At 35.2% G+C, this 16,675-nt stretch carries 11 protein-coding genes; 10 read left to right on the plus strand and 1 reads right to left on the minus strand.

The features are described from left to right. Positions 1–17: 17 nt before the first annotated feature. From ACEN2K_RS03650 to ACEN2K_RS03665, 4 genes are all read left to right on the plus strand, one after another. Complete coding sequence (locus ACEN2K_RS03650) at positions 18–3,731, plus strand: PAS domain S-box protein (protein WP_441757962.1); 3,714 nt, start codon at positions 18–20, stop codon at positions 3,729–3,731. A gap of 91 nt (positions 3,732–3,822) precedes the next feature. Further along, a complete protein-coding gene (gene ypfJ, locus ACEN2K_RS03655) occupies positions 3,823–4,683 on the plus strand; it encodes a KPN_02809 family neutral zinc metallopeptidase (RefSeq protein WP_441757963.1) in 861 nt (286 codons plus the stop codon). A gap of 239 nt (positions 4,684–4,922) precedes the next feature. Next, a complete protein-coding gene (locus ACEN2K_RS03660; protein WP_441757964.1) occupies positions 4,923–6,212 on the plus strand; it encodes a DEAD/DEAH box helicase in 1,290 nt (429 codons plus the stop codon). A 316-nt stretch (positions 6,213–6,528) separates the two neighbouring features. After that, on the plus strand, positions 6,529–7,974 hold the full coding sequence (locus ACEN2K_RS03665; RefSeq protein WP_441757965.1) for an FAD-dependent oxidoreductase: 1,446 nt from the start codon (positions 6,529–6,531) through the stop codon (positions 7,972–7,974). A gap of 60 nt (positions 7,975–8,034) precedes the next feature. Here ACEN2K_RS03665 and ACEN2K_RS03670 read toward each other — a convergent pair whose 3' ends face one another. Next, entirely contained in the window at positions 8,035–9,570 is a 1,536-nt protein-coding gene (locus ACEN2K_RS03670) for a YifB family Mg chelatase-like AAA ATPase (protein ID WP_441757966.1), read from the minus strand. A gap of 193 nt (positions 9,571–9,763) precedes the next feature. Between ACEN2K_RS03670 and ACEN2K_RS03675 the strand changes: the two genes are divergently transcribed. The 6 genes from ACEN2K_RS03675 (at position 9,764) to ACEN2K_RS03700 (ending at position 16,601) form a co-directional block, all read left to right on the plus strand. Beyond that, positions 9,764–10,966 (plus strand): NAD(P)/FAD-dependent oxidoreductase, encoded by a 1,203-nt coding sequence (locus tag ACEN2K_RS03675; protein WP_441757967.1) that lies wholly within the window; start codon positions 9,764–9,766, stop codon positions 10,964–10,966. Positions 10,967–11,341: 375 nt separating this feature from the next. Further along, a complete protein-coding gene (locus tag ACEN2K_RS03680) occupies positions 11,342–12,814 on the plus strand; it encodes a sodium:solute symporter family protein (protein ID WP_441757968.1) in 1,473 nt (490 codons plus the stop codon). Then, positions 12,795–13,229 carry a GNAT family N-acetyltransferase gene (locus ACEN2K_RS03685; protein ID WP_441757969.1) on the plus strand — a complete coding sequence of 145 codons (435 nt, stop codon included), beginning with the start codon at positions 12,795–12,797 and terminating at the stop codon, positions 13,227–13,229. The genes ACEN2K_RS03680 and ACEN2K_RS03685 overlap by 20 nt, the downstream gene beginning before the upstream one ends. Before the next feature lie 6 nt (positions 13,230–13,235). Further along, positions 13,236–14,387: an amidohydrolase gene (locus ACEN2K_RS03690; RefSeq protein WP_441757970.1), complete on the plus strand. Its 1,152-nt coding sequence runs from the start codon at positions 13,236–13,238 to the stop codon at positions 14,385–14,387. Further along, entirely contained in the window at positions 14,377–15,540 is a 1,164-nt protein-coding gene (alr, locus tag ACEN2K_RS03695) for an alanine racemase (protein WP_441757971.1), read from the plus strand. The genes ACEN2K_RS03690 and alr overlap by 11 nt, the downstream gene beginning before the upstream one ends. Next, the gene (locus tag ACEN2K_RS03700) at positions 15,528–16,601 is read left to right on the plus strand and encodes an alanine racemase (protein ID WP_441757972.1); all 1,074 of its coding nucleotides are present in this window, start codon (positions 15,528–15,530) and stop codon (positions 16,599–16,601) included. The genes alr and ACEN2K_RS03700 overlap by 13 nt, the downstream gene beginning before the upstream one ends. Positions 16,602–16,675: the final 74 nt, after the last annotated feature.

Raw genomic sequence — 16,675 nt, forward strand, 5'->3', positions numbered from 1 at the left:
GACCTCAAAGCTTACTAATGAGTAATTTGATTATTGGTTTTTTCTTATTAATCATTTATTTAATTAGTACAAAATCACTCTTTGTCTTTCAACATATTAGACAATTATTTATATCTATCTACTTATTGTATGCCATTTTAGTATGTCGCAATATTATTATGCTACCTACAGATAACATCCCAATCATTGCATACATTGTTGTCTTTTTCTTTTCTTATACAATTCTAAAACCATTAAAAATTTATTGGTTATTTGTAGCTTCTTCCTTTACTTTTCTAAGTGTTGTCTTTTACTTTAGAATCATTCCCATTAAGTCTATCGTAATATTATTTAACTACTCCTTATTAGTATTTATCATCAATTATATAAGGCATATAACATTCTTAAATATTAAAAATAAATTCCGTTTTTCTAATGAAATTGTAAATAAAGGAAGTTCCCTAACTATCGCAGTAAATAAGAAGGGAGAATTATCTTTTTGTAGCGACACTATTTTACCCATTTTGGGTTATGATGTTGCCGAAGTAATGGGTACTAATTTCTGGAAGCTCACTGAAGATTTTTGTCAAATTGACGACGAATTTGAGGAAAGTATGAAAGATGGTCATTTAATGCAACGAAAATTAAAATGTAAAAATGGAGAATATAAATACATACAATGGTCTTGTCAAAAATTTTCTGAAGATTTATTCATAGGTGTAGGACAAGATGTTACAACTCAGGTCAAAATTCAAAAATCTTATGAAAATTTAGTAGAATCAGCTAACGACATCATCTTTGAATTAGATAAATACGGTGATTATCTGTTTATTAATAAGAATTCCGAATTGATAACAGGCTATACTTTAAAAGAATTGTTCAATTCTAAATTTATTAATTTAATAAAACTAGATTATTATGAAAAAGTAATTTCTTTCTACAAAAATGTTGATAATGAAATGACTAATTTCTCCATTTTAGAATTCCCTATTATTAAAAAAGATGGCGAAGAAATCTGGCTATCGCAAAAAGTTTCTATAAATAGAGATGAACATAATAAAATAACTGGCTACTCTGTAATTGCTCGTGATATTACATTTTTTAGAAATAACGAAATCGAACGTATTCAAAGAATAGAAAAAAATCAGAAGTACAATGAGACTTTAAAAAACTTTACTGCTGAAAGTTATTCCCGCAATGAAACTCTTGAAAGTATTTTAAAAAATATATTAGAAAAAACAACTAAAGTCATTGGTGTAAATAGAGCAAGTTACTGGACCTATTATCCAGATAAAATTGTATGTGAAAATTTATACGAATTAAATAAAAAACAATTTCAAAAAGGAGCCGTACTTACTAAAAAGAAATACCCAAACTATTTTTCTTCAATAGTCAATAAAGTTCAATTAGTTGTTTCTAACGTATATTCTAGTGATCAATTTAATGAGTTGGTTGTAGATTATTTTCCCAATAATAATATTTATTCATTACTAGATACGCCTATATTTATCAATGGAGAACTCAAAGGTATCATCTGTTTTGAAGCAATAGACGCTATAAAACAGTGGGACAATGAAGACATAAACTTTGCACGATCAGTATCTGATATTATTGCAATTGCATTTGAATCAAATAATCGTTTAAATGCCGAAAAAACACTTACGTATAAAAGTGAACTACTCGCAGCAATGACGTTGTGTACTGAGAAGTTTTTAAACAGTAAAAACTTAAGTGATATCTTTTCAGATGTACTTATTATTATGGGTAAAGCGACTAAATCTCATCGGGCATATTATTATGAAAACAACGAGAAAGAGCAAACTATTAGTCAAAAATACCGCTGGATAATTAATAATAGTACTTTAACTAAAAATAATCCTGAACTTCAAGACATTCCTTACTACTATTTTGAAGATCTACTAAAACCCTTACTCGAAAATAAAATATATGAAGCTAAGGTTTCTAAAATAGCCAATGAATCACTTAGAAATAAGTTATTGAATGTGGATGTTATATCCCTTATCTTATTTCCCATTTTTGTGAAAAATAAATTTCATGGTTTCTTAGGTTTTGATGATACAAATGAGGAAAGAACCTGGTCTGAAGATGAATTAAATATTTTACAAACCTTAGGCAGAAATATAGCGGCTTCTATAGACCGAATCGACAGTGAAACTGCTATTTATGAAAGTGAAGAAAAATTTCGTTTGCTGGCTAACAACATACCTGGTACGGTTTACCTCTCTCAAAATGATAAGGATTTTACTAAAATCTACCTGAATGATGAAATTGAAAAACTAACAGGATATAATAAATCTGAATTTTTAGAAAAGGAGATCACTTATGTTGAATTAATTCATCCTGATGATTATGAACGTATTACTAATGAATCAAAAGACCGATTATCAAAGTCGGAACCCTTTCATTTCACCTATCGAATAATTAAAAAAACAGGCGAGATTGTATGGGTTGAAGAGTTTGGTGATGCTGTTATTAAAGATGGTAAAATCACGTATATTGAAGGTATAATGCTGGATATTACTAAAAGAAAAGAAGCCGAACAAGCGATAACAGCTAGGGAATATGCTGAGGCGGCTAACAAAGCAAAGTCAGAGTTTTTAGCCAATATGAGTCATGAAATTCGTACTCCACTTAATGGTATTATAGGTTTCACTGATTTACTGATGAAAACTAAGTTAGAGGATATTCAGCAAAAACACATGATTACGGTAAATCAATCGGCACATTCCTTATTAGGTATTGTCAATGATATTCTTGACTTCTCTAAAATTGAGGCGGGTAAATTAGATTTACATATTGAAAAATATGACATTAAAGAACTTCTAAATCAAATTATTGATCTCATTCTATACGAGTCAAATCAGAAAAACCTAGAATTAAAGCTGAATATTTCCAAAGAAATACCAAAATACATCTGGGTAGACATTGTTCGTCTCAAGCAAATATTAATCAACTTATTAGCGAATGCTGTTAAATTTACAGACAAAGGAAGTATCGAACTCAACGTATCCATTCTTGAAAATGGTAGCGAGGATACCACTAAAATTCGTTTTGCGGTAATTGATTCTGGAATAGGGATTTTGGAAAAAAATAAAAACAAAATCTTTAAAGCATTCTCCCAGGAAGACAGTTCTACAACTAAGAAATTTGGAGGTACTGGTTTAGGCCTTACGATTTCCAATAAATTATTGGGATTGATGAATAGTAGTCTTCATCTCGAAAGCGAAATTGGCGTGGGAAGCACCTTTTATTTCGATATTGAATTGCAAACATCAAATACAACATCAGTAGAAAACAGTTTACATTCTGCGTCTGACATTCACGACATCACTAGCGTATTTGAATCAAATGCTAGTTTAAAAACCATTTCGATAATGCTAGTTGAAGATAATAAAATCAACATGCTTTTATTAAAAACAATAATCAAAAATGTGATTCCACAGGCGGTGATTCATGAGATTTTTAACGGTATAGACGCTGTATTCCAATTTGAAAATATACTTCCAGATATAATTTTCATGGATATACAAATGCCTTTAATGAATGGTTATGAAGCTACCAAAGAAATTAGAAAATTAGCTTCTGGAAAGACCTTACCAATTATCGCTATTACTGCAGGAACCGAAATTGAAATCAAAGACAAATGTAAAGAAGCAGGTATGAATGATTATATATCAAAACCAATAATTAAAAGCGTCATTGAAGACACTATTTTAAAGTGGATGCTTTAAGCATAACAAAAGAAAATATTTTTAATACAACAATAACTAAAAAAGACATAAATTCGTTTTTGAAAAAATGAAAACCATAAAACTATAAGATATGAAATGGCAAGGTAGAAGACAAAGTGATAATGTTGAAGATCGAAGAGGAATGTCCTCCGGAGGAAAAACTATTGTGGGTGGTGGAATTATTGGTATTGTAATTTTACTTTTAAATGTATTTGGTGGTGAAAACGGTCAAATGGTAGGTAATATTCTTCAACAAACCCAAGGAACAGAAGCTACACAAACAGAGCAAAGAGATTTAACTGCCAAAGAGTTAGAAGAGCAAGCTTTCATAAAAACAGTTCTAGCTGATAATGAAGATGTGTGGACGAAGATTTTCAATGAAAATAATTTGACTTATGACAAACCTAACATCGTACTTTTTACAGGAGCAGTGCAAACTAAATGCGGTAATGCAACCTCAGATTCTGGTCCTTTCTATTGTCCTGCTGACCAAAAAGTATATATGGACTTAGCCTTTTTTGAAGAGCTAAAAACACGTTTTGGAGCTCAAGGGGGGGATTTTGCTACAGCTTATGTAATCGCTCACGAGATTGGGCATCATGTACAAACGCTGCTAGGAACCTCTAATAAGATGCGCCAGATGCAACAAGGAAAAAGTAAGGCTGAAGCCAATAAATTATCTGTAGCCTTAGAATTACAAGCTGATTTTTATGCTGGTGTTTGGACACATTACAACCAGAAGATGAATAATATGCTAGAAGCAGGAGATATTGACGAAGCCCTAAGCGCTGCACATGCAGTAGGTGATGATGCCATTCAATCTAAAATGCAAGGACATATTGTTCCCGAGTCTTTTACTCACGGTACATCTGAACAAAGGAAATACTGGTTCATGAAAGGGTACAAAACGGGCGATATTAAACAAGGAAATACTTTTGACGAAATAAGATAGACTACTGTTTAATCAATATTTAAAATCGGGATGCACTCCCGATTTTTTTATGCCCAATTTTTACCGTACTGCATATAATAGCTGATTCATAAAAGATATTGTACTGATTTATAGCACAACGAACTCATTTATTTGAATAAAATCAGACAATAAAAAGCAGATCGCAAAAATTAGCAGTACCTTCGCGCCAAATTAAAGGAGTAAGCTATTGAACAGCATTTACTTCATAAACACCATTTATGTCATTTAGCTCATTAGGATTATCTGATGCTTTATTAAAAGCCATCAGCAAAAAAGGATACTCAACTCCTTCACCAATACAACAAAAAGCAATTCCCCCAATATTAGAAGGTCAAGATGTATTAGCATCAGCACAAACAGGAACAGGAAAGACAGCTGGCTTTACACTGCCTATTTTACAATTACTATCTCAAGGAAAACATTTGAGTAACAGACCCGTTCGTGCACTGATACTGACGCCAACACGTGAGTTAGCAGCGCAAATATTTACGAATATTAAAGAATACAGTGAATTTTTAGATTTACGCTCTGCTGTTATTTTTGGAGGTGTCAATCAAAAACCACAGGTAGCGCAGCTGCGTCAAGGTGTTGACATCTTAGTGGCAACGCCAGGTAGATTAATTGACTTACAAAATCAAGGTTTAATTTCACTGTCTAAAGTAGAAATCTTAGTATTAGATGAAGCAGACAGAATGTTAGATATGGGATTTCTAAGAGACATTGAACGTGTTCTTAAAGTACTTCCGGCTAAAAGACAAAACTTAATGTTCTCGGCTACTTTTTCAAAAGACATTAAGAAATTAGCAATGGGTATATTGCACAAACCAGTTCAGGTAGAAGCAACACCCGAAAACACAACAGTTGATGCGATTACTCAAAAAGTATATCCAGTAGCCAAAGAAAAAAAAACCGAACTAGTAATAAAACTAATTACCGAAGGAAACTGGAAACAGATTTTGGTTTTTACCCGTACTAAACAAGGAGCCAATAAACTTACCGAAAGCATGATCAGCGCCGGTATCAAAGCTGCAGCCATTCATGGAAACAAAGGACAAGGAGCAAGAACCAAAGCTTTGGCTGGTTTCAAAAACGGAAGTCTTACTGCTTTAGTCGCTACTGATATTGCTGCTCGTGGACTAGATATTCCATTATTGCCACATGTTGTCAATTTTGAACTACCTAATATTCCTGAAGATTATGTGCACCGTATCGGTCGTACCGGTAGAGCTGGTGCTAATGGTGAAGCCATTTCGTTATTTAGTCCAGACGAAACAGTCTTCTTACGCGATATCGAGAAATTGATTGGGATCAAATTACCCAAAGAAAACATCAAAGGTTTTGAACCAGATCCTAACGCATCAACCGAACCTATTAAACAAGGGCAAGGAAGACAGCAACGTAATTCAGCACCAAGAAAACCAAAACCAGAAGCTGGAAACCGCAGCAGTAACAATAGTTTTGGTCCAAGACGTCCTAGCCAAAATAATGACAGATGCTCTAATAGATAAGCACTAACAAAATGCGTTTGCGTTTTTAGGAGCAGTAGGATTTCGTTTTTCAAGCACGTCGTCTCCCGCTATACACTTCAACCTTGTGAGGGCTAAACGCTAGCCCTCACAAGGTTTTTCGTTGCTATCGGGGCTATTGAGAGCGTATTGTTTTCAAAATAATATAGATAAAAAACAGATCAGCGATTTGATGGCGTTTCCTTCTACTATAGCAAAGCATTTAAATTCGTATTTTCGCTGGAACAATAACACAGTTATTTGTATGTTGTGAGCTTACATCGGCGGGAGAACATTAAATAAAAACAGTTTTAAAAAAGTGAATAATAAAGACAGTAGTTGGACAAGTTGTCCAGAATGCCAAGGTCGGGGCAAAAAAAGTCGGGGTCTCAGCAAAAAAATGCGAGACCGCTACCAGATGGAACTCGATCATTTTGAAAAAACAAATCAAGAAGAAACTGCTCCTGTTCCTCCTAAAGGTCACCTCTACACCTGCTTAAACTGTAACGGATCAGGCCTGATTGCTGCAGCCAATTCTCCCATTCCAGATGAAGTTACTTTTCCCCATATCGCTATTATTGGTGGTGGTATTGGAGGAGTCGCACTGGCCGTGGCTTGTTTGCATCGCGGTATTCCTTTCACTCTTTATGAACGTGATGCCAACTTTGACGCTCGTTCTCAAGGGTACGGACTTACTTTGCAGCAAGCGAGTAAAGCGATTGAAGGACTAGGGATTTCCTCGTTAGATGAAGGCGTCATTTCAACCAAACACCTCGTACACACTACCGATGGAAAAGTTATAGGAGAATGGGGAAAAAGAAAATGGTTAGCCAAAGAGGAAAAAACAGCTCCAAAACGCACTAATATTCATATCGCAAGACAGTCTTTGCGCTTAGCACTACTGGAGCAACTCGGCGGACAAGATAAGGTGCAATGGGGGCATCAATTAGTTGATTTTAAAGAATTGGAAGATAAAACCATAAAACTAAGTTTTGAAGTAAACGGCCAAATCAAGAGCACCAAGGCGGATCTTGTTGTGGGAGCTGATGGTATTCGTAGTTCTGTCAGAAAATTGTTGATTGGAGAAGATATAAGCCCTTTACGATACCTTGATTGTATTGTAATATTGGGAATTTGTCCATTGGAAGCACTTCAGAATGTTAGCAGTCCACTACTAGACTCAGCCACTGTATTTCAAACTGCCAATGGCAAGGAGCGAATCTATATGATGCCGTTTACTAATGATAGTATAATGTGGCAATTGAGTTTCCCAATATCAGAAGATGAAGCTAAAGAATTAAGCACTCAAGGTCCTAAAGCACTCAAAGAAGAAGCGTGTCGTAGATTGCAATGGCACGATCCTATTCCGCAAATTTTAGCAGCCACAAAGGAAGCCCAAATTTCTGGTTACCCTGTATATGACCGAGAATTATTAAATACAGCATTGCTGGAGCAAGCAGGACCAATAACGCTGATTGGAGACGCAGCGCATCCGATGAGTCCGTTTAAAGGACAAGGGGCAAATCAAGCTTTACTGGATGCTCTTTCATTAGCTAGAGGAATATATAAAGGCTGCCAACCTTCATCGCAAAGGCGAAAATTGGGATTAAGAGAAAATGTATTGACCGAGTTTGAATCAGAGATGCTGACACGTTCCGCTACCAAAGTAAAAGATTCTGCTGCTGCTGCTCAATTTTTACATTCAGATGTAGTACTTCATGAAGGAAATCAACCTAGAGGAAGTCTAAAGAAAAAAGACATTTAGCTAGAAATTAAACAATAACAACGGAGTATATTTTTGATGCCATTGCTGTCATTTCTAAAATTAACCCAACCAACCATCACGATCTAAACTACGATATTGAATCGCTTCGGCAATATGAGCAGAAACCAAATTTGGTGATGCGTCTAGGTCGGCGATTGTGCGTGCTACTTTCAAAATACGATCATAGGCCCGTGCTGAAAGATTCAGTCGCTCCATGGCGGTTTTCAATAGTTGTTTAGAGACATCATCAAGAGCACAATATTCTCTGATGTGCTTGGTATTCATTTGTGCATTGTAATGAATGTGCTGTATGTCTTCAAACCTCACCGACTGTAGTTCGCGTGCAGCAGTGACTCTCTTTCGGATATCGACGCTGCTTTCGGCTTTTCGATCATCAGATAATTTTTCGAAAGGAACAGGAGTTACTTCGATATGAATGTCTATTCGATCTAATAAAGGACCGGATATTTTACTCAAATAACGTTGCATCTCATGCGGTGACGAAGTTTGTGGCGCATCAGGATCATTAAAGAAACCACTCGGACTAGGGTTCATACTCGCCACCAACATGAACGAAGAAGGATAAGTTACTGTAAACTTAGCTCTCGAAATCGTCACTTCCCTATCTTCTAGCGGCTGACGCATCACTTCTAAAACATCGCGTTTAAATTCTGGCAACTCATCTAAAAACAAAACACCATTGTGCGCCATCGAGATTTCACCTGGTTGAGGATAGCTACCACCGCCCACAAGCGCTACATTTGATATGGTATGGTGTGGACTGCGAAACGGTCGTTGATTCATCAAGCCCACCTCTTTTAATTTACCGGCAACACTATGAATTTTAGTCGTTTCTAAAGCTTCGCGTAAAGTCATTGGTGGTAAAATACTAGGCAAACGTTTGGCAAGCATCGTTTTTCCCGCTCCTGGTGGACCAATAAGAATAATATTATGTCCTCCTGCTGCAGCTATTTCCATGCATCTTTTTATAGACTCCTGCCCTTTCACATCACTAAAATCAAATTCAGGAAAATCCAAATCTTTATAAAATTCGGCTCTGGTATCTATGGTTGTTGGTTCAAGTGTACCTTTTCCTTCTAAGAAGTCTATTACTTCTTGAATATTTTCAACACCATACACATCTAAACCAGCCACAATAGCTGCCTCTTTGACATTTTGTTTGGGTAGAAAAAAGCCTTTAAATCCTTCTTCCTTAGCTTTAATCGCTATCGGTAAAGCACCCCGAATAGGTTGAAGACTACCATCTAGTGACAACTCCCCCATAATAATATATTGGTCGTAATCAATGGCTTTTATTTGCTCGGATGCTACTAAAATTCCCACTGTTAGCGTCAAATCATAAGCTGAACCTTCTTTGCGCAAATCAGCTGGAGCCATGTTGATGGTTATCTTTTTTCCGGGAAGTGCATAGCCATTATTTTTGAGCGCCGCTGCAATACGGTAACTACTTTCTTTGATTGCATTATCTGGCAAACCCACTAAGTGATAACCAATTCCTTTGTCAATATTAACTTCCACAGTGATAGTTGTCGCTTCGACTCCAAACACAGCACTCCCAAAAACTTTTACAAGCATAGCAGATATTTTTTTTAAAAATAATGAAATTTCGAATACCAAAATAAAAATTAATACAAGTTATCTCATAAAAAAACAGCTATCAGAAAACAGCTATTTTAGTGCTAATCTTATAATAAAAAACCAGTATTGTTAAAGATAATCTAGCACTTTTATTTTACTTTTAAGATCACAAATTTCTAATAACTACACAATGGATTTAAAATCTGGATTGCCTTTCTGGCTGATAAAAAATGGACTAACTGATGATTATAAGACTTTAGACTCCGACATTGAAACTGAAATATTAATAATAGGATCAGGCATTACCGGAGCACTTACAGCACATTTTCTATGTGATGCGGGTATAAAGTGTGTTATTGTCGATAAAAGAATGTCGTCAACAGGAAGTACCACAGCTAGCACTGCGCAACTACAATATGAAATTGATACCTACTTATTTGATTTAATTGAGAAAGTTGGGGAAGAGAACGCTGTCAAAGCTTATAAAAAATGCTTGGAGTCTATTTATACACTAGAGAAAATCATAAAAAAACTAAAAATTGATGGTGACTTTAATTGGCGATCAAGCCTGTACTTGGCTTCTGATGCGGCAGGCTATAAAGATTTAGAAAAAGAGTATGATGTAAGAAAAAAACACGGACTGCCAGTGACGCTATTGAATAAAAAGCAACTGAAAAGTAAGTTTAATATCGATAAAAAAGGTGCCTTATACAATGACTGTTCTGCTCAAATCGACACTTTTAAACTTTGCAATGCAATTTTAGATTACCATAAAAAACATTCTGGTTTGGTTGTATACAGCCATACAGATGTTGTTAAAATCGAAAATAAAAAAGGCTATATTCTTGCTCATACTGAGAAAAAAAACACCATTAAAGCTAAGAAAATTGTTGCTGCTCCCGGTTTTGAATCTGAGAAATTATTAAAAGAGAAGGTGGTGCAGTTGAACTCTACTTATGTCATCGTCAGCAAACCAATGAAGGAAGAAGAATTTTGGAAAGAGAAATGTTTGATATGGGAAACTGCAAGACCTTACATTTATATTCGAACTACGGAAGACAATCGAATTATGGTAGGCGGTTTTGACGAACCTTTTCAAGATCCCAAACGCAGAGACAAATTGATGGAGAAAAAAAACGAAGCCATCATTAAGCGCTTCAAAAAATTGTTCCCTGACAGTAAAATCGAGATTGACTTCTATTGGTGTGGTACCTTTGGAGAAACTAAAGATGGTTTGCCATTTATAGGTGAGCATAAAGATCATCCTGATATGTACTTCGCATTAGGTTATGGCGGCAACGGAATCACCTTTAGTGTCATTGCTGCCGAGATGATTAAAGACCTTTATCTAGGAAATCCTACAGATAGTGATTTATTTGCTTTTGATAGATAATTATACTTTACTTACGATTTTTATATTTAGTACAATACTTACTACTTCGGGCTTTAAAACAATCCTATTTAAAGCCCTTTTTCATACATAAAGTAACGTTATGAAGAGCACTTAATCTAATTCGCTCTTGGCTTACAAAGTCCAATGATCAGCATTTTCATCACTTTTTGGATATATTTTCTTATATTTGCCGAGATTTATTTGATTTTTTGGACAAAAACATGAATAATCATTAAGATTTTCAGTACGTCCTTTCTACGATTTCTTAGCCTTGAGATCTATTTTAAAATCACTTTTTAACTGCAGCTTGCTGCTTCTATTGCCTTTTAGAAAAATTCTAATTACAGGCGCTACATAATCTAAAATAAACTAGAAATGCACGTAATAGATTATCTAATCTTTGTTGTTTACATGCTAGCTATGCTAGGTGTTGGACTTTATTTTTTTAGAAAGAACAAAACTGCCGAAGACTTTTATGTAAGTGGTAGAAACATGAGTAGTTGGCATATTGGATTATCAGTCGTCGCTACAGATGTTGGTGGAGGGTTCTCGATAGGTTTAGGAGGTTTAGGTTTTACCATGGGAATCTCTGGATCATGGATGCTTTTTACGGGACTTTTAGGAGCTTGGTTAAGTGCAGTGTTCTTAATCCCAAAAGTGAGTCACTTAGGTCATAAATATAAGTTTTTTACGTTTCCTCAAATTTTCAGCCATTTTTATAATGCTAAAGTCGCGTTACTTGCAGGAATAATTTCAGCAATTGGATACATTGGTTTTACTAGTTCTCAGGTGTTGGCTGGAGCCAAATTAGCATCGGCAACTATAGAAGGCTTAAATCTTCAAACCGCCCTGATTGTTATGGGACTTATTGCAGTAATCTATACGGCCATTGGAGGATTAAAAGCGGTAATTTACACAGATACTATTCAGTGGTTAATTTTAATTTGCGGACTCGTATTTATTGGAATTCCTATAGCCTATAACGCAGTAGGTGGTTATGATGCCATCAAAGCAACCTTAGCACCTGAATACCTGTCATTGACAAATGTTACTTGGTACCAACTATTAAACTGGTCCATAACCATTATCCCAATTTGGTTTGTAGGAATGACATTATACCAAAGAATATATGCCAGTAAAGGGGAAAAAGAAGCTAAAAAAGCCTGGTTAATCGCTGGAGTTTTTGAGTGGCCCATAATGGCTTTTATGGGAGTTATTTTAGGAATGCTTGCTAAGGTAGCTGCAACTCAAGGGATGTTTGCTGGAATCACAGATGCTGCCTCTATGGATAGTGAAATGGGACTGCCAATTTTATTAGCAACCATATTACCTGTAGGATTAATGGGACTGATGTTATCTTCTTATTTCTCAGCTATTCTTTCAACTGCTGACAGCTGTTTAATGGCAGCTTCAGGAAATATCGTAACTGATATCATCGCTAAATTTTCTAAAAAAGAATTAACACATAAGCAAGAATTAAAATTATCACAAATTGTGACTTTGCTTGTTGGTTTCTTTGCCATTCTATTGGCTTCTCAGATGCAAAATGTATTAGAGCTTATGCTTTACTCCTATGCTTTTATGGTCTCCGGATTGTTTGTCCCAGTAATTGGCGCTTTATTTTGGAAAAAAAGCCACCCAATTGCGGCTTTCTGGAGTATGTTATTGGGCGGAAGCACAACAATTTTTTTAATTATTACTGAAAATAAATTACCTTTCGAAATAAAGTTACCTGAACACTTAGATGCAAATATTTATGGCATCAGTATCTCGTTGCTATTATTCGTGACCATATCAATGTATCATTATAACAAAAAAGAAAAACAACATGGAATTCAAAATAATTAATGCTAGCACAGGCGAAGATCAAACCTATACAAATCAAACTATTGCTGAGTTTCTATTTACTCATTTAGAAGAATATGGAGACAAAGTAGAAGATATTTTAAAATGTATCGCTTATGTAATGAATCCAGACAAAGGTGGAAACATCGTGGTAGGTCTAGACGACAATAAAATTGTAGGGGTTGTTATATTGAACAATACCGGAATGAAAGATTTTATCCCAGAAAACATATTAGTGTACATTGCAGTAGACAACAGCCAGCGCGGTAAAGGCTTTGGTAAACAATTGATGCAAAAAGCTATTGACACTGCTGAAGGAAATATAGCCTTACACGTAGAGCCAAATAATCCTGCTAAGAAACTATATGAAAAATTAGGTTTTACTAACAAATACCTAGAAATGCGTCTTATCAAATAATCCAAAATGGAAAATTTAAACCCAAGCATTTTAGCACTTACGCTACTGCGAAAGGAATTACACCAGTATCCAGAAGTATCTGGAAAGGAAAAAGAGACGGCTAAAAAAATTATTTCTTTCCTAGAAAATTATCCTCCCGATGAAATAAAAACTAATCTCGGAGGACATGGAATTGCAGCTATTTATAAAAGCGGTAAGCCTGGGAAGCATGTTTTATTTAGATGTGAATTAGATGCGCTGCCTATTGAAGAAATCAATAGCTTTGATCATAGATCAAAACTAAAAGGAGTGTCTCATAAATGTGGGCACGATGGCCATATGGCTATTTTATGTGGACTCGCAATCGAATTACATAACCACCGACCTGAAACAGGGGCTGTAATTTTATTATTTCAGCCTGCTGAGGAAGATGGTAGCGGAGCAGAAAAAGTTTTTAATGATATTAATTTTACCTTCAAACCAGATTTTGCCTTTGCTCTGCATAATTTACCTGGATTTCCTAATCATCAAATTGTGGTGAAAGAGGGCACTTTCAGTTGTGCCGTGAATAGCATAATTATAAAACTAAAAGGAAAAACGGCGCACGCTGGAGAACCTCAGAACGGCATCAATCCTGCTTTAGCACTAGCTTCCATTATAAATCAATTTAACGCACACATTCAGTCCGATATTACCAAAGGAAATTACTGCTTACTCACTCCTATTTATATTAACATGGGTAAGAAAGCCTATGGAGTTTCAGCAGGATCAGGAGAAGTACACTTTACTGTACGTAGCGATAGTAATATCCAAATGAAAAAAATAGAACAATCACTAGAAAAGGTGGCAAAAACAGTGGCTGAACAATTTCAACTACAGTCTCAAATTAGCTGGACACAGCATTTCCAAGCCAATGAGAATAATGAAGCAGCTGTAAATTACATAAGACAATCTGCTGCGATTAATCATTTTGATTTAATGGAAAAAGAAAATCCATTCACTTGGGGAGAAGATTTTGGATTATTCACTCAGCAGTTTCCGGGAGCCATGTTTGGATTAGGTTCTGGTAAAAACACTGCTGCTCTGCACAACCCAGATTATGACTTTCCGGATGACATTATTGCTACTGGAGTGGCTATGTTCTACCAAATAAGTAAACAAATTTTAAATGCACACTAATTCAATCATAGAACTCGATCGTACGGCCTATCAAAACAACATTGACTTTTTGAGAAAGACTTTTGGTAAAAAAGTAAAAATTTCTTCAGTTGTCAAAGGAAACGCTTATGGCCATGGATTGCATGAATTTGTAACTATGGCATACAGTTGTGGTGTCAATCATTTCTCTGTTTTTGATGTCGAGGAAGCTCATATTGTAAAAGCTCAGCTTCAAGATAAAGTTACCATCATGGTGATGGGACTCGTGCAGGAAGAAGATATGGAATGGGTTGTCGCTAATGATGTCGAATTTTTTGTCTTTGATAAAACCCGATTAAATCAAGCCACTAAAATGGCAAAAAAACTTCATAAAAAGGTCAAAGTCCATATTGAAGTCGAAACGGGAATGAACCGAACGGGCTTTGAAAAAAAAGAACTAAATAGTATCATCAGTTTTCTAAAAAAGGAAGAACAATTTGTCGTTTTTAAAGGTCTTTGTACACACTATGCTGGTGCAGAAAGCATTGCAAACTATTATAGAGTGGACCAACAAATCAAACGATTCGACGATATTTATCAATATCTTTGTAAGAACGATATGAAACCTGTAATTAAGCATTCGGCTTGTTCAGCAGCATCGATGATGTTTCCAGAAACACGAATGGATATGGTTCGGATAGGGATCATGCAATATGGTTTATGGCCAAGTCCTGAAGTATTTGTAAATTATTTGAACAGTAAGAAAAATAAAATAGACCCTTTGAAGCGTGTCATCACCTGGAAAAGCACCGTGATGAGCGTTAAGAAAGTCAACATAGGCGATTTCATAGGGTATGGAACGAGCTTTTTAGCAGAAAGAAAAATGAAAATTGCTGTAGTTCCTATTGGATACTCACATGGATACAGTAGGTCTTTGAGCAACCAAGGGCGCGTTTTAATAAATGGGCAACGCTGTATTGTTGTTGGATCTGTCAATATGAACATGATGACGGTAGACGTTACAGATATTGACAATGTTAAAAAAGATGACGAAGTAGTTTTAATAGGCAAGCAAGAGGAATTAACGGTGTCCGTAGCTTCATTTAGTGATTTCAGTAATCAGTTAAATTATGAATTATTAACCCGAATAGCTAAAACAATTCCTCGCAAAATTATAGAAAAATGGCATTTATAAAGTTATATAGAAAAAAATTAGAAGACAATTATAAGTTCCTTGATAACATATTCAAATCAAGAAACATACAATGGGGAGTGGTTTCTAAACTTTTATGTGGAAACAAGATTTACCTCAAAGAAATTATTGCTTTAGGAGTGCGTGAAATTCACGATTCCCGCATCAGTAATTTAAGAAAAATAAAAGCATTAGATCCTGATATTCAAACGGTTTATATAAAACCACCCGCTAAGAGAAGTATTGAAAACATAGTGCGCTATGCTGATGTTAGTTTCAATACTGAAATTTATACTATCGAAATGCTTTCTAAAGAAGCACAGAAGCAAAACAAGACACACAAGATCATTATTATGATTGAAATGGGTGATTTGCGCGAAGGTGTCATGGGTGAAGAACTAGTGGAATTCTATGGCGATATCTTAAAATTACCAAATATTGAAATTCTTGGGATAGGAACTAATTTGAATTGTTTGAGCGGCATTATGCCTACACAAGATAAGCTTATTCAACTGAGTTTGTACAAACAATTGATTGAAGCTAAATTTAATATTAGTATTCCATGGGTATCTGGTGGAACATCTGTCGCTATCCCTTTAATATTGAAAAATGCGAGACCTATGGCCGTTAACCATTTTAGAATTGGTGAGGCTTTATTTTTTGGAAAAGACCTTTTTACAGGAGATACGATTGAAGGCATGCATAATGATGTATTTAAATTGTATACTGAAATTATCGAAATCACTGAAAAACCAGACACTCCTATTGGTGAACTTGGCGAAAGTGGTGTTGGTACCAGTTATGTAATGAGTGATACGGATGATTTAGGAGAAACCTCATTAAGAGCTATTTTGGATATTGGTTTATTAGATATGCAACCGCAATACATAGAACCAGAAGACAGTGATATCACCATTATAGATGCGAGTTCTGACATGCTGGTGATTGATATTTCTAACTCTAAGAAGAAATACAAGATTGGAGATTTAATCTCATTCAAAATAAAATATATGGGAGCTTTGTACCTCTTAAATTCAGACTATATCGAAAAGACAATCGGGTAGTCAACAATAAAGCTATACAAAGGGAAGCGGGTTCATTATCCTCTTCCCTTTTTTTGTAGGAAAAAAACAAATGT

Source organism: Flavobacterium sp. W21_SRS_FM3 (genome assembly GCF_052113625.1).
Classification (GTDB): domain Bacteria; phylum Bacteroidota; class Bacteroidia; order Flavobacteriales; family Flavobacteriaceae; genus Flavobacterium.

Bases quoted from the DNA above. Each gene is read 5' to 3' on its own strand.
- ACEN2K_RS03675 (WP_441757967.1), top strand. From the start codon at position 9,764: ATGGATTTAAAATCTGGATTGCCTTTCTGGCTGATAAAAAATGGACTA.
- ACEN2K_RS03660 (WP_441757964.1), top strand. From the start codon at position 4,923: ATGTCATTTAGCTCATTAGGATTATCTGATGCTTTATTAAAAGCCATC.
- ACEN2K_RS03690 (WP_441757970.1), top strand. From the start codon at position 13,236: ATGGAAAATTTAAACCCAAGCATTTTAGCACTTACGCTACTGCGAAAG.
- ACEN2K_RS03700 (WP_441757972.1), top strand. From the start codon at position 15,528: ATGGCATTTATAAAGTTATATAGAAAAAAATTAGAAGACAATTATAAG.
- ACEN2K_RS03650 (WP_441757962.1), top strand. From the start codon at position 18: ATGAGTAATTTGATTATTGGTTTTTTCTTATTAATCATTTATTTAATT.
- ACEN2K_RS03685 (WP_441757969.1), top strand. From the start codon at position 12,795: ATGGAATTCAAAATAATTAATGCTAGCACAGGCGAAGATCAAACCTAT.
- alr (WP_441757971.1), top strand. From the start codon at position 14,377: ATGCACACTAATTCAATCATAGAACTCGATCGTACGGCCTATCAAAAC.
- ACEN2K_RS03670 (WP_441757966.1), bottom strand. From the start codon at position 9,570: ATGCTTGTAAAAGTTTTTGGGAGTGCTGTGTTTGGAGTCGAAGCGACA.
- ypfJ (WP_441757963.1), top strand. From the start codon at position 3,823: ATGAAATGGCAAGGTAGAAGACAAAGTGATAATGTTGAAGATCGAAGA.
- ACEN2K_RS03680 (WP_441757968.1), top strand. From the start codon at position 11,342: ATGCACGTAATAGATTATCTAATCTTTGTTGTTTACATGCTAGCTATG.